This is a genomic window from Devosia honganensis (assembly GCF_042648785.1).
GTDB classification, from domain to species: domain Bacteria; phylum Pseudomonadota; class Alphaproteobacteria; order Rhizobiales; family Devosiaceae; genus Devosia; species Devosia honganensis.
In genome coordinates this window covers 14,367-38,610 of the sequence record NZ_JBHRYD010000004.1, presented here as the reverse complement: position 1 = coordinate 38,610, position 24,244 = coordinate 14,367, and the positions used below count along the sequence as shown (strand labels likewise).

Below are 24,244 nucleotides of genomic sequence, written 5' to 3'. Positions count from 1 at the left end.
CGATGAGCAGGCAGTGACGCTTCAGATTGCAGAAGCGTAAGCTTGAAGAGCTACGCCGGCCGCTGCCAAAAGCGCCGCCAAGGCATTTAGGTAAGAACCTATGGTTTGCCTCCGTACCAGGTTGGTCGGGAGGCTGTCCCAATACGAGTGCTTTATGACTGGCGTGACGAACGCCGAAATCGCCCATGCGACGGCCGACAAAGCAAGACAAATGATTGACAGGAACGTGGCAAGTTCCTTGCTGATCGGAAATAAATCCATGCCCATCCTCCCAAACCCTAAGCATGAAGCATTTGCGCAGGCGCTCGCCAAAGGCGCAAGTGCTGCCGAAGCATATGAGCGGGCAGGGTATAAGCCGAGCCGGTCGGCTGCATCGCGTTTGTCAACAAATGTGAACATCGAAGCCCGCGTGGCTGAATTGGTCGAGCGCATCTCCGAAAAGGCCGAGTGGACGGCTGCTGACCGCCTCAAGACGCTCTCGGAGATCGTGACCTATACCGCAAAGACTGACCCTCGTGTGGCCGTCTCTGCCATTGCCGAGGCGAACAAAATGCAGGGCTCGCATGCGCCGGCCAAGACCGAAGTGAGCGAGCCCGGCGGCTGGGAGCAGGCGGAAGACAAGACATGGCGTCAACGGCTTCGCGGCGAAAAGAGCTAGAGGAAAGCACCTACCTTACAAACCCGGCGCTGTTCGATTTTTGGGAGCAGGTCTTTCTTGGCGAGGCCGACATTGCCGTCCTGCATGGCGGCCGGTCGAGCTCAAAGACGCGGGACACCGCCTGCCAGCTTGTTCGGCTGGTAGATCATGTCGGCGTCAAGATGCGCGTTCTCTGCATCCGGCGCTTTCAGAACCGCATCCAGGAATCGGTCTACACCGAGCTGAAATGGGCGATTGCCCACCTGGGTCTGCAAGCTGCCTTCGACGTCCAGAAAACGACGATCATCCACAAGGCGACCGGCTCGGAGTTCATCTTCTACGGCATCGAGCGGAACCTTGAGGACATCAAGGGCACCTCAGATGTCGATATCCTCTGGGTGGAGGAAGCGGAAAAGCTGACCGAGGATCAGTGGACCGTTATCGGCCCGACGATCCGCAAAGAGGACAGCCTAGCGATCCTGCTGTTCAACCCGAAATACGTCACGGACTATGTGTGGCAGAACTTCGTGGTGAAAGCGCAGCCGCACTCGGTGGTGCACAAGATCGACTGGACGGATAACCCGTTCCTCTCGCAGAAAGCGTTGCGCGACATCGCGGCAATGCAGGAGAGCAACCCAGAGCTATTCGAGCACGTCTATGGCGGCGTGCCGCTTGGGGATAGTGAGCTTTCGATCTTCAAGCGCCGTTGGCTCGATGCCTGCGTTGATGCTCACAAGGTTCTGAAGCTGGATCTGACGGGCCGGAACATCGTGGGCTTCGACCCCGCCGATGATGGCGAGGACAAGAGCGCGACGGCTGACAAGATTGATGGCGTGTTTGTCGATGCTGAGGACTGGTCAAGCGGCAAGGACGAGCTAGTCCAGAATGCCAAAAGGGTATGGGCCAAGGCGAAACACCTCAATGCCACGGTGTCCTACGATACCATCGGCGTTGGCGCTTTCGTCGGCGGCTATATCGATGAGCAGAATGAGGCGGCCGGCGCCAGGGTCGAGCACTTCGCATTTCATGCCGGCGGCGCTGTTATGGATTCCGATAAGCCCAGCGACCCGACCAACAGCAATTCGCCGCTGAACAAAGACGAGTATCTGAACCTCAAGGCGCAGGCGTGGGCCAACACCGCCCGCCGCGCCATGCTGACCTTCAACGCGGTGACGCGAGGCCAATCGATCAAGCCCGAGGATGTGCTGTCGTTCTCTTCAGCCATGGGCAAGGAAAAGCTCGATGCGCTGTTCACCGAGCTGTGCGTGCCCTGGTGGGTCGAGAGCGAGGGCAAGAAGCGCGTCGTGCCGAAGGTGAAGTTGAAGAAAGACCTTGGCGTGAAATCGCACAACCTGGCCGACGCGGTGATCGCGGCGGATAATGTGAACATCGCGGCGCTGCCGACCGGCTGGATACTGACACGAGGCGATTCATGGTGAGCAGAACTGCTATGATCGTCAATTCGGCCATGCGTCGGCTGGATGCGATGTTCCCCTCGTATTTCACCAAGGGCCGCAAGCATGACCACTTCAAGGACTTCGGCTGGCCCGATCATCTGACGTTCGACCAGCTCTATCGCATGTATCGCCGCAACGGCCTGGCCTTTGCCGGCGTCGACAAGACGATCCTCAAGACCTGGCAGGACAGCCCCGATATCTGGGAGACGGAAAAGCCGGCCGAAAGCGACGTCGAATCTGATATTCGCCAGCGCTTCGCCGACCTTCGCATCTGGCAGATGTTCTCAGAAGCAGACCGCCGTTCCATGGTTGGCCGGTACGCCGGCGTTATCCTGCGCTTCGCCGACAGCAAGCAGTTCGACCAGCCTGTTGATACGGTCCCTGGCGGCATCCTTGGCCTGGCTGGCATCATCCCTGCGTGGGAGGGTCAACTCACCGTTGCTGAGTGGGATGGCAATCAGAACAGCGAGACCTACGGCGAGCCGCTGTTCTATCAGTTCAACGAATCCGCTGTTGGCGACAAGACCCAGCCGCGCCAGTTCCGGGTGCATCCTGATCGCGTCCTGATCTGGTCGGATGATGGCACGGTCAATTGCCAGTCGGCCCTTGAGCCCGGCTATAACGATCTGCTGGACGCCGAGAAGGTCAAGGGGGCTGGGGGCGAGGGCTTCTGGAAGACCAGCCGCGGCGCCCCGCTCATCGAGGCGCGGGAAGGCGTCGATGCCAAGACGCTGGCAGGTCAGATGGGCGCCGGTACGCCATCCGAATTCATTGACGCGATCAATGAGCAGATCGACAACTTCCAGTCCGGCTTCGACAAGGGCTTGATGCTGGGCGGGATGACCGCCAAGCCGATGCAGATCACCCTCCCGAGCCCAGAGCACTTCTTTGCTGCTCCGGTCCAGGCCTTCGCCGCCAGCCTGCATATCCCGGTCAAAATCCTGCTGGGGAGCCAGACAGGCGAGCGTGCGAGCACAGAAGATGCCCAGGAGTGGGCACAGACCTGCAATGCCCGTCGCGTCACCCGCAATCGGCCGATCATCCAGGAATTCATCAATCGCCTGGAGCGGTTCGGCATCCTGCCGGAGAAGGACTGGTTTATCGACTGGGCCGACCTGACCGAGGCGTCTTCAACCGAGAAGATGAGCCGGGCCAAGGATATGGCGGAAATCAACGCCAAGCACCCCAGCGAATACGTGTTCACGCCTGACGAAATCCGCGAGGTCGCGGATTACGACCCGCTGACCGACGACCAGCGCGAGATGGACGATCTGCCTGAAGACGAAGACGTGCTGCCGCAGCCAGCGGCCGAATAACCATCGGAGACATCGCTATGCCGCAGACAGTCCGCGCCAATGTGCGCGCGGTCGTGAACATGGCCGCCGTGCGCAAAGAGAAACGCAACGGGCGGGACGTGATCATCGTGCCGAGCGCCACCATGCCCGACAACATCGTAATGAACGGCAGTCAGGGCAAGGTGTTCTACCCTGCCGACGAGATCGCCAAGTCGTTCAAGCAGCTCGAGCGCACCCCGGCGCCGCTCGGCCACCCCGTCATCAATGGCAAGTTCGTCTCGGCCAAAGACCCGGAGGCCATCGTTCGGCACTTCGTCGGCGCCTGGAATGAGAACGTCCGGCAGGAGAATGGCCGCGTCCTCGTCGACAAGGTGATTGACGTGCAGGTCGCCAACAGCAGCGAGGGCGGTAGGGCGGTCCTCAAGGCCATCGAGGCCGGCGAGCCTATCCACACATCAACCGGCCTGCTGATGCAGTTAGAGCCCGTCGCCAACAACGCCAAATACGCCAAGATCGCCCGGAACATGGTGTTCGACCATGACGCCATTCTCCTGGGCGAGGAGGGCGCGGCCACCCCGGAGCAGGGCGTCGGCATGCTGGTGAATTCCGCCGGCCAGGAAGAAGACATCCCCGTCATCAACTCGTCGCTCGAAGACGAAGCCGAGCGGGACATGAATTGGGCGCTGGATTCCCTCGCCCGAGCTGTGGAGCGGCGCCAAAAGGCTCCTGCTCTGGAGCGAATTAAGACCGCGATCATGGAAGCCCTTGGGCTCACCGAGCGGGAACCCTCTCTCAATCGAAAGGAAGACGACATGGCTGTCTCTGAAGAGCAGTTCAATGCGCTCTCCGTAGAGGTGAAGACCCTCTCGGAGGCGCTCAAGCCCGATGCGCTGGGCAAGGTGATCGGTGACGTGGTGGCGAACGCCGTCAAGCCGCTGGTCGATGCGCAGGCGGAACTTACCGCCAACCAGAAGGCCAAGGACGATGCCGAACTGGCTGATCTCCAGGCCAAGATCGTCAAGGCCAATATCATGGACGAGGCCGCTGCCAGCGAACTCACCCTCAACGCGGCGCGCGCGCTGGCGAAGAAGGCGGAGCCGGGCAAGGCGGCCACGCTCAATGCGGCCCTTGGCGCCTCCACCACCGAAGGCGGCGGCTTCAAGCTGCCTGCCGGCGACAAGAAGGAGTAACCGTCATGGGTCGCTACAATCGCATCCATCTGGGCCCGGCTCGCAAGAACGACCCGCAGGTCCGTGAAGCCGAAGCGGGCGGCGCCGTGAAGCCCGGCACGTTCGTCGTTCTTTCGTCGGGCCGTTTCGTCAACGCCGGCGCGTCCACCGTGGGCAAGATCTGGCTGGCCCAGGAGAACTACCTGGCCATGAAGGGTGTCAATGACGCCTACAAGGCCTATGCCGCCGGCCCCCCGGTGGTCCACGGCGATACCGTTCTCGGTCTCGAACTGCAGGACGATACGCAGTACGCCGCCGTCATCGCCACCGGCACGAACATCACCGCCGTTGGCACCCCGCTCAAGCTGGCGTCGGGCGGCAAGCTCGCCATTGCCACGCCGGGCACCGACAACATCGTCGCGTTTGCGGACGAGGTTTTCAACAACAACACCGGCGCTGACCAGCTGATCCGCATTCGTGTTTCCGGCATCCCCGGCGCGCAGGGTCCGCAGGGAACGCCCGGTTAATCGCGGTCGATAAGGAGAAAATTCGATGCGCTATTTCGATGAACAGCTCGTCGCCAATTCCCGGCCGCACCGCCAGTGGTGGGCCGAGGTTGGCGCACAGCGTGAAGCCTTCCATATCCATGAGGCCAGCATGGCCGAACTGGCGTCCAGCACGGGTCTGGTGACCAATGCTGCCGCCGTTCTGCCCCGTGACGCCTGGTTGGAAATGGACACCATCACCCGCCGCGTCATGCGCGACGATGAAGGTGAAAACTTCATGCGCGACCTCATGGCCCTGGCTCGCCCGGTGCATATCGGCAAGATCGCGTTCGGCTATCGCGTTTCCAGTGACGCCGGCACGGTTCGCCGCACTATCTCGGGCAAGGTGCCCGAGACCGTCGATAAGGTCGAATACGATTACCGTCAGGCAATCGTGCCGATCTTCAATACCGGCTATGGCCGCTCGTGGCGCGAGTGGAACACCATGCAGTCGGAGAACTTCGACGCTCTGGCCGATGACCAGGAGGCCCACGTCGCTGCTCTGCGCCGTGATATGGCCAAGTACGCCCTCGATGGCGATACCACTATCAAGTTCGAGGGCTCGGTCGGCTACGGCATTCGCAACCACCCGAACGCCAAGGCGATCAACATTGGCAACCTGTCCAGCCCGGCCGGTTACAATATCGACCTGACTTCGGGATCGACCACGGCTGACGCAATCGACACGTTCTTCACGAACGGCATCGGCGGCGCCATCCGGGCCAACAAGCTGGCCGGCCGCAAGGTGAACCTGTATGTCTCCCCTGAGATCATGCAGAACTTCACCCGCAGCTTCTCCGGCTCGGCTGGCTACAAGCCCGGTCGACTGATCGACTATCTGCGGACGCATCCGAACATCAACAAGATCGAGGAAACCTCGCTGCTTTCGGGCAATGAGTTCTTCGCCTTTGTGCCGGATGCGACCTTCATCCGCCCGCTGGTCGGCATGGCCGTGAACACCACGGCCGCCGTCCGCCTCAACCCCGTCGATGACTATAACTTCCTGGTCATGGGCGCCATGGGCCTGGACATCCGTGCGGACTGGAACGGCGCCGCTGGCGTGTTCTACTCGGTGGTCATCAACAACTGATCTGCCTCGGCGGTCACTGTGAAGGGGTCGGAGTTTCCGGCCCCTTTTTGTGTGCCCACCCCAACCATAGGAGCGCGACATGCGCATTGAAATCACCGGCCGTGGCATCTACGGCACCGCGGGCGAAGTCGCCATCGGCACCATCATCGAGGTCTCCGAAGAGCCCAAGGGTCTGGACGGTCGCTATCGCGTCCTTGCCGACGAGAAGGGCAAGGAACCTGTCACCAACCCGCTCGACCATGATGGTGACGGCAAGGCTGGTGGCGCGAAGCCGAATGATCCCCCGAGCGAGCGCGATGAACTCAAAAAGCAGGCTTCCGAGCTTGGGATCGAATATCCAAAGAACATCAGTACCGAGAAGCTCAAAGAGCTGATCGACGCAAAGCTGGCGGCCTGATCGTCATGGCCGGCTATGGCGAAGATATTGACCTGACGGCATGGATGACCGCCAACGGGCTCGCTCTGCCCGCTGGCGCCCCGTCTCTGGCCGTTCTTCGCCAGCGCGGCTCGGCTTATGTCGATGGCACATATGGCCCCCGGCTGGCCTGTTCTGTGCCCACTGGCGGCATTGACCAGGAGCGGGCATGGCCTCGCACTGGTCACGTGGTCAACGGCATCGCTATCGCCCCCGACGCCATCCCGGCAAAGTGGGTCGATGCCTCCTACCGGGCAGCCTATCTCATTGCGACCGATCCGACCTTTGGCTCGACCACGGTCAACCCCATGCAGCGCGTGAAGCGGCAGAAGGTTGGCCCGATTGAGCGCGAATTCTTTGAAGGCGGGGCGGTTGAGATCGGGGCGGGCGGTCTTGCTGCCATTGATGCTGAGATTGATGGGCTTATCGCGGGCCTGCTTTGCCCTGACGTGTCGGGCGAGTTCGCCGGCCTCTGGGCAATCGGGAACTGACCATGACCTTCTATGGCGAAATGCAGGGCGTCGCGTCCGAGCTGCTGACCGAATTCGGCCAAACGGGAGCCATCCGCCGTACAGTCATAGTCCCGCCCGCGAACAACTGGGACGAAGCCGAGGAGGTCATCACAGACTATCCGGTGACGCTGGCCATTTTGCCGATGGATGAGCGCAGGATTGATGGGACACTCATTTTGAGCGGAGATAGGCAGGCGCTCATGTCGCGGCAGGGGCTTTCGATCACGCCGGTGGTTGGGGACGTGCTGATCTTTAATGGGGCATTCTCGGGTAACAGCTACACCGGTGGCGAGGCGTGGACGATCAAAAAGCTCGATACGCTGGCGCCGGCGGGCGTGACGGTTATGTTTGACGCGGTGGTTAGGCGGTAATGCTCAAGCGCCTTTCCTCCCGTGAAGTCCTGATCAACCTTGCCAGCGAATGGGAAGCCGCGCTCGCCCGCGAATGGCTGGACGCAATTCGCTCGATCACCTCGGCCGTAACGCTTCAAGCCCTGATCGCCGAGCTGGAGCGGGGCAATCTCGACGCGGCCATGCGGCTGTTGAACATCGACGCTGACCGTTTCGCGCGGTTCGAGGCAGGCATCCTGTCCGCATATAACGCTGGCGGCATTGCGACGGTGGGCTCGATGCCAGCCTTGCGCGATCCGAGCGGCGCAAGGGTGAATTTCACCTGGGGCGTTCGCAATCTTCCGGCCGAACAGGCGATGAGGCAGCACGCCGCCTCGCTCGTGGATGACCTAGTGGGCGAGCAGCTTACCGTCGCCCGCTCGGTGCTGGTGGACGGCCTCTCTCGCGGCCAGAACCCGCGCCAGACGGCCCTGGGGCTGGTGGGGCGCGTCAACCGCCGCTCCGGCTTTCGAGAGGGCGGGGTGCTGGGTCTGACGCCATCCAGCGTGCAGACGCTCGACAAGATCTATGGCGGGCTGCGTGCGGGTGATGCCCAGGCCATGCGGGACTATCTGGGCTACCAGCTCCGCGACAAGCGCTTCGACGGTCATGTGCACCGCGCACTGGAGCAGGGCGGCAGCGTGCCGGCTGAGGCTGTTGACCGGATCGTCACGGCCTATTCCAACCGAGCCCTGAAATACCGGGCCGACAATTTAGCCCTGACCGAAACCAATATCGCATTGGCCAAGGCCAAGACCGACGCCTTCCAGCAGCAGATCGATGCTGGGAAGCTCGACGCTCAAGACCTGACCAAGACTTGGCAGCGCACGGTCAGCCGGGCGCCGCGTGATGGCCATCTCGCCATGGTCGGCAAGACAATCCCATTCGGTGAGATGTTCACTCTGCCCAGCGGGCACCAGTGCACCGGGCCCCACGATCCGAACCTGCCGGCGAGCGAGATCGTGAATTGCAAATGTTTGCTTGAGCTGTCGGTGGATTTCACCGCGCAGGCTTTGCGCAAATACCGGGCCCGCACTGGTGGCTAGCTTCAGCGCGACCATATCGGCGTGGGCTGAAAAAGTTCCCGAGGCGATTGAGGCGGTCCTGAAAGAGAGCGCGCAAGACCTCGTTCGGGAAATGCAGGCCGAGCTCAACAGGCTGGTTTATGACGCACCGCCCGCGCCGTCCGGCTATGTCCGAACCGGCTTCTTGCGGGCATCACTGGTTGCCTCCACCGAAGCCATGCCGCAACTGGTGCGCGATAATCCGGGTGCGCCGGTCAGCGCAGACGAGATGGCTGGCATCATTCTTGTAATCAACGGATGGGATGGCGGCGGGACGCTCTACCTCGGCTACACGGCTCGGTACGGATACCATGTTTTCGTCGGCGCCAACGGCACGGTGCCGAAGCCATGGGTGACACTGGCAGCCCAGAAGTGGAACGAAATTGTTCAGCGCCGGGCCGCGGCCGTCAAAGCAGCGTTCGGACTGTAGGAGGTCGCATGTCAGCTCCGACCATCGAAACCAAGATATCCGAAGCGATCCGCGCCCGCGTGGCGACACTGCCAATGGCCTCGACCTACGAAATCGTGTGGACCGATGGCCCGCTACCGGCGGGAAAACAGACCTATACACCCGATCCACTCACGCGCTATCTCCGGGTGACGTGGACGCCAAACCAGACGCAGCGCCAGTTCATCGGCTCGAATGATCCACATCGCCGGCCGGGCGTGCTGCAAATCGACGTGTTCGGCACCGTGTCGCAGGGATCGGCCAGAGCCATCGAGGTTGCGGGGCAGGTGGCCCAGCATTTCTACACCGACCTCGCCATGGTCTTCATGGGAGCTCGGGTCCGGGTCATGAAGGCGCCAAGCATCGGTCCGGTCTTTGTCGACACGCACCTGCAGGTGCCGGTGCTGATCGAGCTCGAAACCTACGCCTGACCCAGCCCGGGCAGCCCGGATTAACCCGCCCCGCCATTGAGCGGGGTTTTTTCATGCCAGTAAGGAGAAACCCCATGGCAATCCACTCGAATGCAGGGTCGCGGTTGTTTTTCAGCCCGGTTTCGGTGAACCCTGACACCATCAACGCCATGAGCGACGGCGATGCCATCAACTTCTTTGCCGCCATCAATGACTGGCTTGAGGTCGAGGAAAAAGAGGATATCGGCACCATTGGCGACACCTCTGAATCTATCAACTTCACCGCTATCGCGGACAAGCGTGTCCGCAAGCTCAAAGGGCCGAAGGACGCAGGCACGCAGTCGATTGTTGTCGGGCGAGACCCGCTCGATGACGGGCAGGAAGCGCTTATTGCGGCGGAAGGAACCGACTTCAACTATCCGTTCAAGATCGAGCTGAACGACGCCCGGACCGCCGGCCACTCGAAATCGGTCCTCTATTATGCCGGCCTGGTCATGTCGAAAGCGAATAATCTCGGCAATGTCTCGAACGTGGTGCGGCGCAATTTCGACGTTGGCATCAATACGGCGGTGTTTGAGGTGGCCTCTGGCGCATTGTCGGCGCCGGTCAATTCGCTGCTGCCGTCCATTGCGGGCATCGCGCAGCAGGGCGAAACCCTCACGGCACTGAACGGCTCCTGGTCCAACGATCCGACCTCGTTCGCCTACCAATGGCAGGAAGACAATTCCGGCTGGACGAACATTGCCGGCGCGACCGGCATAACGTTTGTGCCGCTCCTCGCCCAGGTCGGCAAGCCACTCCGGGTCATCGTCACCGCGGTGAATGGCGCCGGCAGCACGCCTGCCACCTCCGGCGCGACTGCCGACACGCTGGCCGAATAACCCTTCGCACGTGCGATAGCGCCGCCCTGTCGTCGGGGCAGGGCGGCGCACCCCGACATTTCCCAACGATCCCGATAGGTGAGATATGAGCAAAGAACCGGCCATTGCCGAATTCGATCTTGATGAACTGGCCGCCATCGATCAGGCCGAGCTTGAAATCAAGCGGCGCGATGGTAGCCCGACCGGGTGGAAGTGGTTCATCGCCGGCCCCGGGCACCCGCAGGCCATTGAACTGGGCAACCGGTTGAGTAAGGAAAGCCTCGCCCGCCACAAAGCTCAGGAAATGGCTCGCGTGAACGGCAAGAAGTGGAAGGGTGATGACGAGACCACCGAGGAAGCACTGCGCCGCACCGCGGAAGCCTTCGCCGGACGCATTATCGGCTGGACTCCGATCAAGATGAATGGCGACCCCTATCCGTTCTCGATGGAAAACGCGATTAAGCTCCTGATGGACCCGGCTCGAGGCGATACGCTCATGGCCCAGCTCACCGAGTTCATCGGTGACGAGCGGTCTTTTATGAAGCGCTCGGAGAACGGCTGACCGCCTACGCCGAGCGCGCCTTTGAGCTGGATCGATGGGAAGAAGGTAGAACCCGCAGAGATCGCCTCTCCAGTCGCCTTGAAAGGGCCATCAGGAAGGGCAGGGCGGACATTGCGGCCGAACTTGAGGCAGAGCTTGCCACGCCGGAGTTTCCTGCCTCTGTGGCGTATGTATGGAGTGCCTGGCGCCGGATCAGGCGGCGAAAAGCGCCGGGCTTCAATGGCCACAATCCAATTGAATGGCCGGATATTGATGCGTTTATCCGGCGGACCGGAACGGCGCTCGATCCTTTCGACATCGATCTAATCGAGGCGCTGGACGATCTGTTCCTCGCCAAGATGGCAGAACAAGCCGGTGAGCATGATCGTGAAGCAGCGCTCAAGGATGGGCTGAAATCCATCGAGAAGCGATAATCCCGCCCGAGACGCATTCAGGGCGGCAATGAGGTGAGGAAAAGCAAAAAGCCCGCCTTGCGGCGGGCTCCTGAACGAGGCGCGGTAGCCTTACGCTACGTGCTCGACTTCATCCTCGTCGCGGAAGTCCAGCCCATCCTTGTCTGCAACAAGCGGGTTCACCTCGGAATGGTCAAGGGAATCCCATTCATCCTGGGGGATGGAAGCGATCAGCGTAGAGGTAGGAGCACAGGCATTGATGCGCTCCATAGCCTCGCCGAGAGCAAGCTGAACGACGTCGGTCGAAGTGACGGACGGTTCAATCTTCTTAAGCGCAGCCATGTGGCAACTCCTTTGCTAGATACTCTGCACCCTTGTGCAGGGTAAACGGCGTGTAGCCGTATCTCTCGTAAACTCCAGGGTCAATGGGGTCCTTGATCAACACCCGCTGACATCCGAGGAGGTTTGCATATTCCTCCGCACAGGCCAATATGGGTATCAGTATGCCTCCGCGGAAGTAGGTAGGCTCGAATGATCGTTCGACCCAGTTAATCGTCAAATGCGTTTTGGCCCGAGAAGGTTTCCCCAAAGCCAGACCTTGTAGCACCTTTGTGTCACCGAATTGTTGCCAGATCGCTAGGCCAAAATGGTCAGGCATTGCGCCGAAACGATAGAAGAGACGTTCCCAGCTTTGGGAAAATCCGAGGTGTGTTCCCTCATTATAGAATTTGGGCCATTCCAAGCGCGCATAGTCTATGGCCTCCGGATTCACGGAAGCCAAGGAGATGCCATCCCAAATTTCGTGGCTTGGCCCGCCCATTGACCGCTCATTGATCTGGGCCACGACCCTGCTTCTGGCAGCCGTACGCAGGGCATAATAGTAGGCGTGCTTGTATTCGTCAAAGACCAAGGATTGTCCCCCTAAGAATCCTTGTCGCTCATCAAAGCAGTCCCGCCCGAAAGAGTCGAGTCAGTCTTCGTTGCTGGCAACGCCAATGCCAATGACGGCCGCCAATAGAACAAGAAACACCGGAAGGAAGTTGTTTTTCTTAGCTTTCGAGGGCGACTCTTGTGGTGCTGCGCGAACCTCGGGAGCCATCCTCTTCGCCGGGATGGTTTCGGTATACGAAATTCCGGTGCCAGGTATGGATGCAGTAACGCGCTTTCGGCCGGTGGAGCTGATTGTATAGCCCAGACCCTTAGAACCGATGCGGACGCTGGTGCTCTTGGCATTCAAGTTAACTCGAACACCCGGCGCAATCTTGAACGATTTACGGAAACGAAATCCCACAACCGGCCCCACCCCGGAAGTAGAAGATCAAATGAAGGCGAAAGAGTCGAGTCGTCTACTCTCTCGCGCCGATAAAGGGCGCTTTAGAACCCTGCCTTCTCAAGCAGCATGTTGATTTCGTCAAAGCGGGGCGTCGCGTCACCCTTGCTAAAGCAGTTGTCTTCAACACACATTTCAATCAGACCGAGGGGGCTTTCCGCATTCGTGAACTCGCACGATCCCAAGAACGGGCGAGGTGCATCCACACCGTCAATGGTGAATGAAATGCGGGTGCGCGGCGGCGAAAGCGCAGAAAAATCTTGAATTACAGTAGGTTGAACGGCCTCTTGAGCCGATCCAAACGCTAGTGCCGCCAAACACCCCTCCACAACCCTGCTTTGCGCTTCCAGAGCGGCTGATGGCGCCGCCAAAGCCAACGAAATCAGAACAATCCATATCCGCATAGCACCCCTCCATCTCGGCGGGACGCTACTTCACGCCATAAAGGATCGCAACGATGGATATCGCCACTTTGGGCCTCGAAATTCGCAGCGACGGTGTCGTAGTGGCGAAAAATCGGCTGCGAGATTTCGACCATCAGGCCGGTTTGACCGAAAAGAGGGCGGCCCAGATGGGCGCCGCTGTTGGCCGACTGCTCGGCGCGATAGGCGCCGCGCTCAGTGTTAGGGAACTGGTGGGCTACGCTGACGCCTGGTCGGACATGCAAAGCCGCGTTGGCGCCGCGATTAAGGATATGGACGCCGCGCCCGCCCTGATGCAGCGTATGGTTGAACTGGCCAATGCCAGTTATAGCCCGCTGTCACAGACGGTCGAGGTCTATTCGCGCAACGTTGGCGTTCTGCGCGACCTTGGATACTCGGCGGGTCAGGCCGCCGACTTCACAGAAGCCCTCAACCACGCTCTCGTTATCACCGCCACGCGGGGCGACCGCGCCGCTTCCGTGCAGAACGCACTGGCGAAGGCAATGGCTGTTGGGAAGTTGCAGGCTGATGGCCTGGAGACTGTGCTTGCAAATGGCGGGCGTGTTGCGGAGGCGCTGGCAGCAGAATTGGGCACTACTGTGTCTGGGCTCCGCACGATGGCGTCGGAAGGCAAGATAACTGGTGATGTGATTGCACGAGCGCTGACTGGCCGGTTGCAAGAACTGCGCGATGAAGCCGCTGAAATGCCGGCCACCATAGGTGACGCATTCACACGAATCCAAACCAACCTCACGGCGCTGATCGGGACTCTCGACAAGACGTATGGCGCATCCAGTGCGGTTGCCGAGGTCATTCTATCCCTTGCCGATAATATGGACATGCTGGTGCCGATTGCGGGCGCCCTCGCAACGGTTCTTACCGTCTCCATGATCCCAGCCATTGCGTCCGCCACGTTGTCGTTCGGCTTACTGACGGCGGCCATGTTGGCCAATCCGTTCGTGCAGATCGGGCTTCTTGCCGGCGCCCTGGCCGGCACCATCATCCATCTGAAACAGCAGCAGGGGCTCGCTGCACAAGCGGCTCAAACACACGCCGAGGCGCTGACAACGAACGCGAATGCTATCGAGGTAGCAAAGACTTCCTCGCAAGGTTTCCGGGACGGCCTTCGATCGCAGATCGAGTTGCAGGTTGCTGCGGCGCGTGCGGCGTTGGACGAAGCCGGCGCTCAATATCAAGCGGCAAAGGTCAAGGCCGCAGCAGCCGACGCTTTCGGCACCACGATGCAGAACCTGTCACAGGCGCTCTTTGGTGAAGGCCGTGATCCCAAATACGGCGCCGGAATCATGGATGACGCCCTTGCGGGCATCAATACGGCATACTCTCGACTGCAAGACTTGGAGGGGCAGCTATCCAAGTTAGGAGACGTAGAGGCGACCTATAAGCCGATTGAACATACAGTTGCGAGCCTCAACGGTGTTGGCACAGCAGCAAAAGCCGCCAATGACAATGCAAAGACCCTCGGACAAACTCTCTCCGATGCAGCCCGCGCCGCCGCCCAGGAATGGGATTTCTACCGCCAGACGTTCAGCGGCTTCTTCCTCGATATGAAGCGAGGCCTCCAAGACGGGCAGACCTTCTGGGAAGCGCTAGGCAATGCAGGTGCCAAAGCACTGGACCGCATTGCTGACCGCGCTCTGTCCATGGCGGCCAACGGCATTTTCGACATGATCTTCGGGGCGTTTATGGGCGGCAACAGCCTCGGCGGCGGCTGGGGCGTGGCTGGTGGCTTTGGCCGGCCCGGTATTTTCGGCATTCCCGGCTTTGCCAGCGGCACAAACTATGCCCCCGGCGGCTTGGCATGGGTGGGTGAACGCGGGCCAGAGCTGGTCAACCTGCCGCGCGGCTCGCAGGTCTATGACCATCAGCGGTCTATGGCGATGGTGGCGAACCAGAACCAGGCGAACGATAATGGTCGGATCGTCTTTGCTCCAGTGACGCATATAACTGTCGGTGAGAACGCGGGCGTGTCGGTAGCCGAAGTCCGGACGTTACTCGACCAGCGCGATGAAGCCTTGCGCGAACAGCTTCCGGCTTTTGTGCAGTCCATCAATGCCAATCCGCGTCAGAGTTGGGTGTAAATAAATGGCCAGTAATGCGCCTGCCAGGCACATTCAGTTTCTTGAGTTGATGAATGACTACCGGGATGCCGAGGTGTACGGCGCACCGGGCATGCACATTGAGGTTACGCCTCAAATGCTGGATGCTGGGGAGAGGGCTGCATTATCTTCTGCACTTCATCCTGGTGATCATCCGTTCAGCGATCATGTCATTTTCAGGATTTATGTTGCCATGGAGCGAGTCAGGAACGGTAAGTCGGCGGGGTAGGCATCATGGTGGGTCGTCTTGCGCTGAGCATCCCACCAGCTTCACCGGCCGCGCCCTGAAATATTTCGCGCGGGGTCGGGTCTCGTTTTTCTGCCAAAGCGAGGAAGCCTCGATTTATGGTCAACAGGCTGAGATTGTTAAGCCAGCTGCTTATCTTCTGTGCGTCAAATGATTGAAGGTCCAGCTTATGAGCGAATTCGTTTCTGACATCTTTGATGATCAGCAGGTCATGGGCGAATTCGCCGTTGATGAGCCCCACCAGCACAGCGATGCGAATTCTCATCTCGAAGCTTGAGAGCGGGCCGCTGTGATGGAAAAGTCGGTCGAAGTGCTTGGTATCTTTGTGCAGATGCCACTTGAGCGCCCGTAGTAAGCACTCCTCTACATAGGCGCCGCCAACAATCGCTGCCGCGCGGTCTGTGCTCGCCTCGAACTGTTCATTCAAGTCTTCTGGAATCGCCCACATCGCCCCCTCCCTTGCCCGTTTCAGATGGTGGCAGATGGGCGAGGCGCGAGTCACCCTGAACAAACGAGGATTTTTTTGATCTTATGGCCTTATCATTCCCGCTCGCCTTTCCCGACTTCATGGCCCTAATCGGCCTTGAGGATGGCATGTTCTCGCTATCCCGCAACGACCAGATGTCCGGCCTTGGAAACGGGCAGCCGCTCAATGCCGAAATGGCGTCGCCGCTCTGGCGCTTCGATGGAACAACCGGGCCCATCCCGAATGACGATGCCGAAGCAATCGCGGCAATCTTCGAGATGCTGGAGGCGCCGGGCCGGGATTTCTACATTGCCAATCCGCGCAAACTCGGGCCTCGGCAGGATGGGAATGGCACGCTGTTGGGTGGCGCAACCCCGACCATCCACACGCTGGGAGCGAGCAACAACGAGCTGCGCATCGGCGGGCTACCTGCCGGTTACGTGTTGTCCCGCGGCGATATGGCCGCGTGGGATTATGGCCCGACCGGGCAGAAGCGCCGTGCCATCCATCGTCTTGCCGGGACCGTGACGGCGGATTCGGGCGGTCTCACACCATTGGTGGAATTGACCACGTTCATTCGATCCGGCGCCGCTATTGGCAACCCGATCTATTTGGCGCCGGCCACGATGCGGGCCAAGCTGATCCCCGGCACCTACAAGCCCCAGCAGGCCGGCGCCCTGCATCAGCGCTTCACCTTCGCCGCCATTCAAAAGCTGATCTGATCCCATGCGCACTGTTAGCCCCACAACCGCCGGCCTTCTGGCCGGAGCGGACCAGCACGGTATTGTCGTTTCCGACCTCGTTGTCCTGGCCGTGAAGGAATGGACCGGTGAGGCCGCCACCTATGCCTTCTGGACCGAACACGACACCGAGACGATCACGGTAACGTCGCCTTGGACTGGATCATCGCAAAGCTATCCCTTTGTTGGTGCCGGCGCGATCCTTGATGTTGGCGAAACATCGCGCACTTCGGACCTGTCGATCCGGCGCAAGTCGATCACGCTCTCCAATATCCATCCCACGGTCATGGAGATGTGGGGCAAGGACATGCGGCTGGCCCAGGTCGCCGTGTTCCAAGCCATCTATGATCCCGCAACGCGCAATCTGATCGATGCGCTGCTGGAATTCGTCGGTGAGTTGAACGGCGCGCCCAAGGAAGTTCCGGCCGCCGGCGGCGAAGGCGGCATCAAGTTCGATTTCGTCTCGGACACCCGGCAACTGACCCGCACCAATCCGGCCAAGCGCTCCGACGCTCATCAGCGCACCCGGAGCAATGACGGCTTTCACAAATATATCGGGGTGGCCGGCGACTGGATCATCCCGTTCGGGCAGGAGAGTGCATGATGCGGACGGAAGGCTGGCGCAAGCGTTTCAGCGCCTATGTCAATGCGGCCCGGGCCAATCCTTATCAGTTGGGCGCGCATGACTGCTGGCTGTTCGTAGCGGGCGCCGTGGAGGCGATGACGGGCGTGGACCATGCCAAGCCCCACCGTGGCCGCTACAAGGCCCCCAAGGGCGCTCTGGGCGTCATGAAGCGGGCAGGGGCGGCCAACATGGCAGACTTCGCCGGCCTGTTCTTCCCTGAGCGCGCTGCGCCCGTCATGGCCCAGATCGGTGATGTCATGGCCATTCCGACCGATGATGCCTTCGGGTTTTCGCTCGGCATCCTGAACGGCGAGCGCATTCTGGTTGTCACGCCTGCGGGTATCGAAACCCGCGACCGTGCCGAAGCCACGCGCGCATTCGAGGTATAGTCCATGCCTTTTCTTGCACCAGTTTTCGGCGCTATTGCTGCTGGCGGATGGGTCACGCAGCTTGTCGTGGGTGTCGGGCTGTCGGTTGTCTCGACCCTGCTGTCCAATGCGCTGAGGCCCAAGCCGCAGGCGCAAAAACAGCGCGATCCGGGCGTGTCGCTGACCATGCAGATCGGCGGCAACAACCCGCTGTCCTTCATCGTCGGGCTTTCCGCTACGGCAGGGCACCGCGTCTATGCCGGCTCGTGGGGCAATGTTGGCGCGACGCCCAATGCCTACTTTGTCGATGTGTTGGAGCTGGCCAATGCGCCGCTTGATGGGCTGAGCGGCGTCTTTGTCGAGAAGGAGCGTGCCACGATCCTTTGGGATGAGGCGCACCCCGAATTCGGCTATCCCATTGCTCAGGGCCGAAAGGGCGGCAAGGATCACCTCTGGGTCAAGTTCTACCGCGGCGACCAGACGACGCCTGACGCCTATCTGCGGTCCAAGTTCGGCTCGCATCCTTCCCGGCCCTATGATGCCGATATGGTGGGCTATGGCACGGCCTACGCCATCGTCACCACCCGCTATAACCGGGAGAACTGGAACGGGCGCCCGCCGTCGATGCTGTTCGAGGTCCGGGGCCTGCGCTGCTACAACATCCGCAAGGACTCGACCGCTGGTGGCTCCGGCTCCCATCGTCGTAATGATCCGGCGACATGGGAATGGACCGAAAACCCCTATGTGATTGCCTACAACATCGCCTTCATGGGCGTCTATGTCGGCTCGGAATGGATGTGGGGTTTGCAGAACCTGCCCATTCTGCGCCTGCCGCAGTCGGCGTGGATCGCGGCCATGAACGAAGCCGACCGGACGATGGCGGCATGGGGCAATCAGAAGCAGTTCACCATCGGCGGCGAGATCACCGTCGATATGCAGCCGGTCGATGTTTTGGACGAGATCGCCAAGGCATCGCTGGGCCGCTTCATCGAGAGCGCCGGCAGCTACAAGCCCCGCTGCGGCTTGCCCGGTGCGTCGGTGTGGAGCTTCGGTGAGGGCGAATTGCTTATCACCGACCCAAGGACCATCACGCCTTTCCCCGGCCTTGAGGCGACGCACAACGCTGTTGAAATCAGCTATTCCGAGCCGGGCGAGGCGTGGGGCACAAAGGCGGCGCCCGAAGCATCTGACGCCGGGATGATCGCGGCAGACGGCAATCGCAAGCTCCCGGTTGGCCTCACCCTGGGCATGGTGAGCCGCAACGAGCAGGCGCAACGCCTGGCCTATAGCTATCTCCATGACGGCCGCCGCTTCCGCACCTTCCGTGGCTCGTTCCATCCGATCTCATGGATGCTTGAGCCCGGCGACGTGATTGACGGGACCATTCTTTCGGAAGGATATTCCGGGAAGGCGTTCGAAATCCTCGAAATGTCTGGCCGCCGCACCTTCGTGCAGACCATGACGATCCGCGAGGTTGATCCGGACGACTTCGATCCGCCGGAAAGCGCGTGGCAACCTTGGTCTGTAGGCCCGATCCAAACGATCTATCCGCCCAGCCAGCCGGCCACGGGCATCAGCTTTGCGCCGCTCACCCTGATGGACAGCGACAATGTTGGCCGCCGCCCCGGCCTTGAGGGCTTCTATCAGGGCGGCATGGATGACGTCCGCTACTTCGCGGTGCAGGTGCGGCGGCCCGGCGATGCGCTGCCCTTCTTCGAGGGAGAATTCCCGTACCGCGCCGATGTCGTGGGCGAGGCAGCGCAGCCGATATTCAGCCAGGCCTTTCTTCCGAATATGGATGTGGAGGTCCGCGGGAAATATGTTCCCTTCACATCTCGGGAAACGGACTGGCGCTCTTGGATGCCGGTCAAGCTGCCCAACGTCAAGCTCGGCGCCAGCGACATCGCCCTCGATCTGTCCAACGTCGCCAAGGATGTGCTGGCCCAGATCGGCACCAGCCGCCAGGTCATTGAGACGTTCAAGCGCATCGGCACCTTGCTGGAGGAAGCCGACCGCGAAAGCTACACCAAGCGGGAAAGCCTGTTCCGCGAAATCAAGGTGGAACTGGAGGGATTGGAGGCCAGCTTCACCGAGATCATCGAGGTGGCCTTGGGGCCAGGCGGTGCCATCGCTACCGCACTGGAAAGCCTTTATGCGGCCATGGGCGGCAACACTGCCGAGGTGAATGTGCGGTGGCATGCTGAAGCGGGTGAGGGAGGGTTTGGCGCTCGATATGTGCAGCAAGCGGCCGTCAACGATGGGCAATTTCGCGCGGCGTCGCAGTGGCTGGATGTCCCGACAGATCCGTTGCAGCCAACCATGATCGGGTGGGCGGCCGGGAGGTTTGCCTGGTACACGTCGGCTGGCGTTCCAATTGTTGCCATGGATGAGAATGGCGTTCAGCGCTCCGCCAACAATGCGGTTATGATCAACTGGGTGACAGGCGCTATGAGGAACGACGCAGTATGACCATCCGCCGCTTCATTGATCCTGCGAGTGGTCACGTGGCCGTTTACGAAGTGCCGACCGATGTCGGAGACCCAGACGATCCGCTGGCGCCATGCAATGCGCCGCTCTCCAATCCGGTCCACAACATGTCGTATGTCTATTTCCATTCGGCCTTTGACCCGATGGAGGTGGCCGTCGATGCCACTGATGTGGTGGTTAGCCACCTTGCCATCCCTGCCGGATCGGGCGGGGGCGGTGCCGCTAGCGTCAACAATGGCCGGGTCTATGGCAATGTCACTCGCACCCACGACCTGCTCGCCCACGATTTGGGCTATGTGCCTGACTTTTTTCTGTTGCTCGGCTCGAATGTTGTCCATCCCGGATTCCCGGTACAGTTTGATAGCGCCGATGGTCGGGCGAGGGTGGTCACAGCCTATGCAACGGCCTCGAGGATCATGCTGCACGAGGTCGGGGTGCAGACCACCACGCCCCTGGCGGAGATCAGTATCACCTATACGGTTATGGTGCTGCGCCGCCCGCCAGCGCCTATCAACAGCACACTTTGGGACTATGACCCCGAGACCGATATCGTCCGCATGGCGGGCGACCGGTTCCGCTCGGATCGTCGCTATCTCCAGGTGGTTGATGGTGGGACGCCGTTCGGCATTCCTACGGGACGAACAGCAGATTTCAACAACGGCACGTTTCGGTCTGTGGCGCCTGACGGCACGATCCGGGATATCGTGCCCGCAACGTTTCGCGTTTCCTTTGGTCAGGGAGGGCCTGGTTGGGGCCCCGACGGGAACTACAAAGGCGGTTTCACCGGCGACCCGTCCGTTCTGGTGCAGGCACCATGAGCTTTTTCTATGAGAACGGTCAGATGGTCATCGAATACCAGGGCCGCCGGGTGGCGACGACCGAAGGGCGGTTGTTGCAGTTCGTGAGCGAAGAGCAGGAATTCACCACCGACATTGCCTTTCCCGACGCAAACAAGGGCCAACTCTACACGTGGTCGTATGGGACAAACACCGGCCCGACCTCCATCGGCTATTATGGCAACTGCCGTACTGCGGTTGGTGCCAGACCACAGGAGTGGTCAAATGATGTAGTTCTGGCCTCGGCCCCGACCGGGGCAGACCTATGGGTCGGCAGGGCAATGCTAACGCACACCAAAGCACCCTCACATACCTGGCTGGGTCAGACGCTTTCGCCTGCCGTGCCGGAGGGTGCCGAAATTCAACTATGGGGTTCCATGGTTGTGGAGATAGGCCCGGGCATTTCGCGAGGGCTGACGGTCGATATCGTTGACGGGCAATTACTTGTCCGGCTTGCCCACTCGGTTGGGCCCGCCGCTGGAAATTTCACCACCTACGGAACAGTGCCGCCTCAGGCCAGCCAGTTCAACGGCGTGCAGTTTTCAGGCATCCAGAATCAGGCCGTCGGCGGGGCAGCTCTTCCGGTCTTTTGGCGAGAGGGCAGTCCTTATTCAAAAACATTCAGTGGACAAACGGGCGGGCTGAGCAGCCCGGATCGAAGTGCTGCAGTCAGCATATGCAGTTCATATAACCGTGGCGGCGCCAATGCCGCTGTCTATGACGACCCAACTGACTATTCGTCCATCTACACACTGACTGTTCGGGGCCGGTTCGGCCGGCGAAGCTAACCTCATCAGGTAAATCATGACCCTTCCAACTTGGTACGACGCCGGGACCGTCTCGGTGGCGGGCGGCAGCGCGACTGTGACCGGCACCAATACGCTCTGGGGCGGTGACGCCATCATGACCGGGGATCTGTTCTGCGACCCGGCGCAGCCGTCGGTGCCGCCACAGCGCATCAAGCAGGTGGTGAGCGATACCGAGCTCGAGCTTTGGGCGCCGTGGCCGGGCTCGGCCATGACAGAGGCTTCCTATGAAATCCGCTATGTCGGAATTATCGAGCGCAGTACGGCGCAGAGCCGACGTGTTCTCGAGGATATGCAGGCGATCAACGCCAATCGACAGGGCCTTTTCTTTCGCTTCGATAATGCTACCGCCAACTCCGATCCAGGTGCGGGCCGCCTGCGCCTGAACAATGCAGACCCTGCCCAAGTGACGGCTATCTATGTTGACGACCTCGACGCCAGCGGTGCGTCGGTTGCGGGTGAAATCGACTCGTGGGGAGCAACGGTCGCTCCGGTCCGTGGCCGCATCTGGCTCCGTTCGATATCCAATCCGTCGTCGTTTCATTCGTATTCTGTCATCGCAGCGGTTGTAGATGGCACAGGCTACCGGATATTGACGGTGGTCCATGTGGGCGGGTCCGGCGGCTTTGCTGCTGACGATGGATTGATGATGGCCTTCGTCCCCAACGGAAGCCAGGGAGCCGGCTATTCTTACTCAGCCGAAGTTCTCGATATGGACGGACTTGAGATATACGAGGAGGAGGCCCCCGGATTTCGCGTCTGGGTCTTCGACTTAGGGGGTATCAATGCCAACCGCAGTGGCGTCGTTGAACTCAACGATGAAGGCGGCTGGGATATAGCCGCCATCTTCACCGGGCCGCAGGGCGAGCAGGGGCTGCAAGGCTTTCGAGGGTGGTCTCCCGTCTTGGCGGTGGTTGCCGATACGGAGCGGCGCGTGGTGCGACTTGTCGACTACACAGGAGGGGAAGGGACAAAGCCGACAGCTGGAATTGGTATGTATGTCGGGCCTGATGGCATGGTGAGCGACCCCGGGGATGCTACCAATGTTCGCGGGGCTACGGGCGACATTGAAGGGCTGACGTCCTTCTGGGTCGGACGCGTCACAGTCGACACCACCGCCGCCGCCGCTCGGACCGGCCTTGGGATAGTGCTGGCCTCGCAGGGTGAAGCAGAGGCAGGCACGGACAACACCCGCTATATGACCCCGCTGCGCACCGCCCAGGCTATTCAGAAGCTTGTTCCACCCTCGAAGGATTACGACCTCGAGATTTCCCAGATCGCCCTCAAGCTGGCGATGATGGAGGGCGAGGCGTGGGCCTATGGTGGCGGCCCGAACGGCAATGGCTATGCCGATGACCTCACCTCGCTGGATCAGATCGACGTGGCGGGGGCAACGAACCTCGATACGTCTGAGGCGGGAGTGCTGAAGCCCTCACAGCCCAATCCAGTAAATCAGGTGGACGCACATGCTGGACCGACATCGAGCAGCGGGACGGCCTCTGCGTCATCAGAGTTAAGCGGGTCATACCCTGCGTGGAAGGCCTTTGATGGCTTGGGGGGCGCATCCAGTGCGTGGGTAGCCCAGTCAGCCTCGTCGGTCGGGACACCGGAATGGATTAGTTATGCCTGGTCGGGGCCAAGTCGGAGCGTGGGATCATACTCAATACAAGCTACGAATAGCGACCTCAACCGTACGCCACGGGACTGGACTCTTCAAGGGTGGGACGGATCGGAATGGCTTACTCTCGATACACGATCCGGCCAAACAGGGTGGACAGCAAATCAAGTCAGGACATTCACCGCCCAGGCGATCATCGCCTGTAGCGAGCATAGAATTGTCATAACGATGAACAATGGGGGCGCGTATGTGCAGATGTCGGAAGTTCAACTTTTCAACCATCCTCCATTTAACGACCTAACCGTCGCTTCAGAGCCCTTCACGGCTGATGCCCCGCCCACCGAAATGCGGCTGCTCGCTATGGTGGAAGAAGTCGACGCGGCTGTGATCGGCGATGATTACGTGTTCGAGGTCAGCCGCGACGGCACTGACTGGACCATCATCACCATGGAGCAGGTGGCGCTTGATATCCCCGGCCGCAAAATGTTCTCCGGCGTGGCGGATGTGTCCGGGCTCGACCCCGGCACCAGCCTGAAATGGCGGCTCTCCACCACTGCCGTCATGGTCAAGCTGCACGATTACGTCATTCACTGGAGAGATTGACAATGGCCTATTTGCGCACCCCGAAAGCTCAGCGGCAGACCACGGTTTCGGACATCAAGGCCGAGGCCCGCCGCCGCATCATCGCCGTCATGAACGAGGACAAGCAGCGCAACACGTTGGCGGCCGGACTGGAAGCAACCATGACCTATGGCGCTGATCCAGCCAATTGGCCGCCCGATCTGCAACAGCGTCAGGCTGATGCCATGGCCGCCTGGGCCGAGATCGAGCGGCTGCGCACGCGGTCGGATGAGATCGAGCTTATGGACCCGCTACCGGAGGATGTGACGGATGATGGGCTGTGGTTGGGGTAGACGCCGCTCCTATCTTAACGCTG

The 24,244-nt window shown here is 60.6% G+C and carries 30 protein-coding genes; 25 read left to right on the top strand and 5 right to left on the bottom strand.

Annotated elements, in window-relative coordinates; all coding sequences use genetic code 11:
• The first annotated feature begins 154 nt into the window (after window positions 1-154).
• From ACFOOL_RS06945 to ACFOOL_RS16465, 15 genes are all read left to right on the top strand, one after another.
• Window positions 155-658 (top strand): terminase small subunit, encoded by a 504-nt coding sequence (locus ACFOOL_RS06945; RefSeq protein ID WP_380096134.1) that lies wholly within the window; start codon window positions 155-157, stop codon window positions 656-658.
• Window positions 625-2,076 (top strand): PBSX family phage terminase large subunit, encoded by a 1,452-nt coding sequence (locus ACFOOL_RS06940; protein ID WP_380096132.1) that lies wholly within the window; start codon window positions 625-627, stop codon window positions 2,074-2,076. Before ACFOOL_RS06945 ends, ACFOOL_RS06940 begins: the two co-directional genes overlap by 34 nt.
• Before the next feature lie 11 nt (window positions 2,077-2,087).
• A complete protein-coding gene (locus ACFOOL_RS06935; RefSeq protein WP_380096131.1) occupies window positions 2,088-3,410 on the top strand; it encodes an anti-CBASS protein Acb1 family protein in 1,323 nt (440 codons plus the stop codon).
• 17 nt (window positions 3,411-3,427) lie between these two features.
• Window positions 3,428-4,579, top strand: a complete 1,152-nt coding sequence (locus tag ACFOOL_RS06930; RefSeq protein WP_380096129.1) for a hypothetical protein — start codon at window positions 3,428-3,430, stop codon at window positions 4,577-4,579.
• A 5-nt stretch (window positions 4,580-4,584) separates the two neighbouring features.
• Window positions 4,585-5,085 carry a hypothetical protein gene (locus ACFOOL_RS06925; protein ID WP_380096127.1) on the top strand — a complete coding sequence of 167 codons (501 nt, stop codon included), beginning with the start codon at window positions 4,585-4,587 and terminating at the stop codon, window positions 5,083-5,085.
• A 25-nt stretch (window positions 5,086-5,110) separates the two neighbouring features.
• On the top strand, window positions 5,111-6,193 hold the full coding sequence (locus tag ACFOOL_RS06920; protein WP_380096125.1) for a major capsid protein: 1,083 nt from the start codon (window positions 5,111-5,113) through the stop codon (window positions 6,191-6,193).
• A gap of 79 nt (window positions 6,194-6,272) precedes the next feature.
• Complete coding sequence (locus tag ACFOOL_RS06915; RefSeq protein ID WP_380096123.1) at window positions 6,273-6,590, top strand: hypothetical protein; 318 nt, start codon at window positions 6,273-6,275, stop codon at window positions 6,588-6,590.
• A gap of 5 nt (window positions 6,591-6,595) precedes the next feature.
• Window positions 6,596-7,099, top strand: coding sequence for a DnaT-like ssDNA-binding protein (locus ACFOOL_RS06910; protein WP_380096121.1), 504 nt, complete (start codon window positions 6,596-6,598; stop codon window positions 7,097-7,099).
• 2 nt (window positions 7,100-7,101) lie between these two features.
• A complete protein-coding gene (locus ACFOOL_RS06905; RefSeq protein ID WP_380096120.1) occupies window positions 7,102-7,491 on the top strand; it encodes a hypothetical protein in 390 nt (129 codons plus the stop codon).
• The gene (locus tag ACFOOL_RS06900) at window positions 7,491-8,555 is read left to right on the top strand and encodes a head morphogenesis protein (RefSeq protein ID WP_380096118.1); all 1,065 of its coding nucleotides are present in this window, start codon (window positions 7,491-7,493) and stop codon (window positions 8,553-8,555) included. The genes ACFOOL_RS06905 and ACFOOL_RS06900 overlap by 1 nt, the downstream gene beginning before the upstream one ends.
• A complete protein-coding gene (locus ACFOOL_RS06895) occupies window positions 8,548-9,003 on the top strand; it encodes an HK97 gp10 family phage protein (protein WP_380096116.1) in 456 nt (151 codons plus the stop codon). Before ACFOOL_RS06900 ends, ACFOOL_RS06895 begins: the two co-directional genes overlap by 8 nt.
• Before the next feature lie 8 nt (window positions 9,004-9,011).
• Complete coding sequence (locus tag ACFOOL_RS06890; protein ID WP_380096114.1) at window positions 9,012-9,452, top strand: phage tail terminator-like protein; 441 nt, start codon at window positions 9,012-9,014, stop codon at window positions 9,450-9,452.
• Between the two features lie 74 nt (window positions 9,453-9,526).
• Entirely contained in the window at window positions 9,527-10,312 is a 786-nt protein-coding gene (locus ACFOOL_RS06885; protein WP_380096112.1) for a hypothetical protein, read from the top strand.
• An 85-nt stretch (window positions 10,313-10,397) separates the two neighbouring features.
• Entirely contained in the window at window positions 10,398-10,853 is a 456-nt protein-coding gene (locus ACFOOL_RS06880) for a hypothetical protein (protein ID WP_380096111.1), read from the top strand.
• On the top strand, window positions 10,850-11,266 hold the full coding sequence (locus tag ACFOOL_RS16465; protein WP_449240188.1) for a phage tail assembly chaperone: 417 nt from the start codon (window positions 10,850-10,852) through the stop codon (window positions 11,264-11,266). The genes ACFOOL_RS06880 and ACFOOL_RS16465 overlap by 4 nt, the downstream gene beginning before the upstream one ends.
• Before the next feature lie 90 nt (window positions 11,267-11,356).
• On the opposite strand, the gene ACFOOL_RS06870 is transcribed toward ACFOOL_RS16465, so the two are convergent.
• The 4 genes from ACFOOL_RS06870 to ACFOOL_RS06855 all read right to left on the bottom strand — a co-directional run bounded on the left by ACFOOL_RS06870 (window position 11,357) and on the right by ACFOOL_RS06855 (window position 12,979).
• Window positions 11,357-11,587 carry a hypothetical protein gene (locus ACFOOL_RS06870; RefSeq protein ID WP_380096107.1) on the bottom strand — a complete coding sequence of 77 codons (231 nt, stop codon included), beginning with the start codon at window positions 11,585-11,587 and terminating at the stop codon, window positions 11,357-11,359.
• Complete coding sequence (locus ACFOOL_RS06865; protein ID WP_380096105.1) at window positions 11,574-12,089, bottom strand: hypothetical protein; 516 nt, start codon at window positions 12,087-12,089, stop codon at window positions 11,574-11,576. Before ACFOOL_RS06865 ends, ACFOOL_RS06870 begins: the two co-directional genes overlap by 14 nt.
• Before the next feature lie 126 nt (window positions 12,090-12,215).
• Window positions 12,216-12,536, bottom strand: a complete 321-nt coding sequence (locus tag ACFOOL_RS06860; protein ID WP_380096103.1) for a DUF4236 domain-containing protein — start codon at window positions 12,534-12,536, stop codon at window positions 12,216-12,218.
• Window positions 12,537-12,619: 83 nt separating this feature from the next.
• A complete protein-coding gene (locus tag ACFOOL_RS06855; protein WP_380096101.1) occupies window positions 12,620-12,979 on the bottom strand; it encodes a hypothetical protein in 360 nt (119 codons plus the stop codon).
• 53 nt (window positions 12,980-13,032) lie between these two features.
• On the opposite strand from ACFOOL_RS06855, the gene ACFOOL_RS06850 reads away from it, so the two are divergent.
• A complete protein-coding gene (locus ACFOOL_RS06850; protein ID WP_380096099.1) occupies window positions 13,033-15,096 on the top strand; it encodes a tape measure protein in 2,064 nt (687 codons plus the stop codon).
• A 4-nt stretch (window positions 15,097-15,100) separates the two neighbouring features.
• A complete protein-coding gene (locus tag ACFOOL_RS06845; RefSeq protein WP_380096097.1) occupies window positions 15,101-15,343 on the top strand; it encodes a hypothetical protein in 243 nt (80 codons plus the stop codon).
• Here ACFOOL_RS06845 and ACFOOL_RS06840 read toward each other — a convergent pair.
• On the bottom strand, window positions 15,318-15,809 hold the full coding sequence (locus ACFOOL_RS06840) for a hypothetical protein (protein WP_380096095.1): 492 nt from the start codon (window positions 15,807-15,809) through the stop codon (window positions 15,318-15,320). The genes ACFOOL_RS06845 and ACFOOL_RS06840 overlap by 26 nt on opposite strands.
• An 83-nt stretch (window positions 15,810-15,892) precedes the next feature.
• Here ACFOOL_RS06840 and ACFOOL_RS06835 point away from each other — a divergent pair, with 83 nt between their 5' ends.
• The 8 genes from ACFOOL_RS06835 to ACFOOL_RS06800 are packed head-to-tail and all read left to right on the top strand — an operon-like array spanning window position 15,893 to window position 24,221.
• Window positions 15,893-16,549, top strand: coding sequence for a hypothetical protein (locus tag ACFOOL_RS06835; RefSeq protein ID WP_380096093.1), 657 nt, complete (start codon window positions 15,893-15,895; stop codon window positions 16,547-16,549).
• Window positions 16,550-16,553: 4 nt separating this feature from the next.
• Window positions 16,554-17,171: a hypothetical protein gene (locus tag ACFOOL_RS06830; RefSeq protein WP_380096092.1), complete on the top strand. Its 618-nt coding sequence runs from the start codon at window positions 16,554-16,556 to the stop codon at window positions 17,169-17,171.
• A complete protein-coding gene (locus tag ACFOOL_RS06825) occupies window positions 17,168-17,581 on the top strand; it encodes a DUF6950 family protein (protein WP_380096090.1) in 414 nt (137 codons plus the stop codon). Before ACFOOL_RS06830 ends, ACFOOL_RS06825 begins: the two co-directional genes overlap by 4 nt.
• A 3-nt stretch (window positions 17,582-17,584) precedes the next feature.
• On the top strand, window positions 17,585-20,029 hold the full coding sequence (locus ACFOOL_RS06820) for a phage tail protein (RefSeq protein WP_380096088.1): 2,445 nt from the start codon (window positions 17,585-17,587) through the stop codon (window positions 20,027-20,029).
• Window positions 20,026-20,865 carry a hypothetical protein gene (locus ACFOOL_RS06815; protein ID WP_380096086.1) on the top strand — a complete coding sequence of 280 codons (840 nt, stop codon included), beginning with the start codon at window positions 20,026-20,028 and terminating at the stop codon, window positions 20,863-20,865. Before ACFOOL_RS06820 ends, ACFOOL_RS06815 begins: the two co-directional genes overlap by 4 nt.
• Window positions 20,862-21,671 carry a hypothetical protein gene (locus ACFOOL_RS06810; protein ID WP_380096084.1) on the top strand — a complete coding sequence of 270 codons (810 nt, stop codon included), beginning with the start codon at window positions 20,862-20,864 and terminating at the stop codon, window positions 21,669-21,671. The genes ACFOOL_RS06815 and ACFOOL_RS06810 overlap by 4 nt, the downstream gene beginning before the upstream one ends.
• A 16-nt stretch (window positions 21,672-21,687) precedes the next feature.
• Window positions 21,688-23,910 (top strand): hypothetical protein, encoded by a 2,223-nt coding sequence (locus ACFOOL_RS06805; protein WP_380096082.1) that lies wholly within the window; start codon window positions 21,688-21,690, stop codon window positions 23,908-23,910.
• Window positions 23,911-23,912: 2 nt separating this feature from the next.
• Window positions 23,913-24,221: a hypothetical protein gene (locus ACFOOL_RS06800; protein ID WP_380096081.1), complete on the top strand. Its 309-nt coding sequence runs from the start codon at window positions 23,913-23,915 to the stop codon at window positions 24,219-24,221.
• Window positions 24,222-24,244: the final 23 nt, after the last annotated feature.

What these genes read in the sequence shown, in the direction of transcription:
- ACFOOL_RS06945 (WP_380096134.1), top strand. Translation starts at nt 155, where the DNA reads ATGACTGGCGTGACGAACGCCGAAATCGCCCATGCGACGGCCGACAAA.
- ACFOOL_RS06940 (WP_380096132.1), top strand. Translation starts at nt 625, where the DNA reads ATGGCGTCAACGGCTTCGCGGCGAAAAGAGCTAGAGGAAAGCACCTAC.
- ACFOOL_RS06935 (WP_380096131.1), top strand. Translation starts at nt 2,088, where the DNA reads ATGATCGTCAATTCGGCCATGCGTCGGCTGGATGCGATGTTCCCCTCG.
- ACFOOL_RS06930 (WP_380096129.1), top strand. Translation starts at nt 3,428, where the DNA reads ATGCCGCAGACAGTCCGCGCCAATGTGCGCGCGGTCGTGAACATGGCC.
- ACFOOL_RS06925 (WP_380096127.1), top strand. Translation starts at nt 4,585, where the DNA reads ATGGGTCGCTACAATCGCATCCATCTGGGCCCGGCTCGCAAGAACGAC.
- ACFOOL_RS06920 (WP_380096125.1), top strand. Translation starts at nt 5,111, where the DNA reads ATGCGCTATTTCGATGAACAGCTCGTCGCCAATTCCCGGCCGCACCGC.
- ACFOOL_RS06915 (WP_380096123.1), top strand. Translation starts at nt 6,273, where the DNA reads ATGCGCATTGAAATCACCGGCCGTGGCATCTACGGCACCGCGGGCGAA.
- ACFOOL_RS06910 (WP_380096121.1), top strand. Translation starts at nt 6,596, where the DNA reads ATGGCCGGCTATGGCGAAGATATTGACCTGACGGCATGGATGACCGCC.
- ACFOOL_RS06905 (WP_380096120.1), top strand. Translation starts at nt 7,102, where the DNA reads ATGACCTTCTATGGCGAAATGCAGGGCGTCGCGTCCGAGCTGCTGACC.
- ACFOOL_RS06900 (WP_380096118.1), top strand. Translation starts at nt 7,491, where the DNA reads ATGCTCAAGCGCCTTTCCTCCCGTGAAGTCCTGATCAACCTTGCCAGC.
- ACFOOL_RS06890 (WP_380096114.1), top strand. Translation starts at nt 9,012, where the DNA reads ATGTCAGCTCCGACCATCGAAACCAAGATATCCGAAGCGATCCGCGCC.
- ACFOOL_RS06885 (WP_380096112.1), top strand. Translation starts at nt 9,527, where the DNA reads ATGGCAATCCACTCGAATGCAGGGTCGCGGTTGTTTTTCAGCCCGGTT.
- ACFOOL_RS06880 (WP_380096111.1), top strand. Translation starts at nt 10,398, where the DNA reads ATGAGCAAAGAACCGGCCATTGCCGAATTCGATCTTGATGAACTGGCC.
- ACFOOL_RS06870 (WP_380096107.1), bottom strand. Translation starts at nt 11,587, where the DNA reads ATGGCTGCGCTTAAGAAGATTGAACCGTCCGTCACTTCGACCGACGTC.
- ACFOOL_RS06855 (WP_380096101.1), bottom strand. Translation starts at nt 12,979, where the DNA reads ATGCGGATATGGATTGTTCTGATTTCGTTGGCTTTGGCGGCGCCATCA.
- ACFOOL_RS06850 (WP_380096099.1), top strand. Translation starts at nt 13,033, where the DNA reads ATGGATATCGCCACTTTGGGCCTCGAAATTCGCAGCGACGGTGTCGTA.
- ACFOOL_RS06845 (WP_380096097.1), top strand. Translation starts at nt 15,101, where the DNA reads ATGGCCAGTAATGCGCCTGCCAGGCACATTCAGTTTCTTGAGTTGATG.
- ACFOOL_RS06840 (WP_380096095.1), bottom strand. Translation starts at nt 15,809, where the DNA reads ATGTGGGCGATTCCAGAAGACTTGAATGAACAGTTCGAGGCGAGCACA.
- ACFOOL_RS06835 (WP_380096093.1), top strand. Translation starts at nt 15,893, where the DNA reads ATGGCCTTATCATTCCCGCTCGCCTTTCCCGACTTCATGGCCCTAATC.
- ACFOOL_RS06830 (WP_380096092.1), top strand. Translation starts at nt 16,554, where the DNA reads ATGCGCACTGTTAGCCCCACAACCGCCGGCCTTCTGGCCGGAGCGGAC.
- ACFOOL_RS06825 (WP_380096090.1), top strand. Translation starts at nt 17,168, where the DNA reads ATGATGCGGACGGAAGGCTGGCGCAAGCGTTTCAGCGCCTATGTCAAT.
- ACFOOL_RS06820 (WP_380096088.1), top strand. Translation starts at nt 17,585, where the DNA reads ATGCCTTTTCTTGCACCAGTTTTCGGCGCTATTGCTGCTGGCGGATGG.
- ACFOOL_RS06815 (WP_380096086.1), top strand. Translation starts at nt 20,026, where the DNA reads ATGACCATCCGCCGCTTCATTGATCCTGCGAGTGGTCACGTGGCCGTT.
- ACFOOL_RS06810 (WP_380096084.1), top strand. Translation starts at nt 20,862, where the DNA reads ATGAGCTTTTTCTATGAGAACGGTCAGATGGTCATCGAATACCAGGGC.
- ACFOOL_RS06805 (WP_380096082.1), top strand. Translation starts at nt 21,688, where the DNA reads ATGACCCTTCCAACTTGGTACGACGCCGGGACCGTCTCGGTGGCGGGC.
- ACFOOL_RS06800 (WP_380096081.1), top strand. Translation starts at nt 23,913, where the DNA reads ATGGCCTATTTGCGCACCCCGAAAGCTCAGCGGCAGACCACGGTTTCG.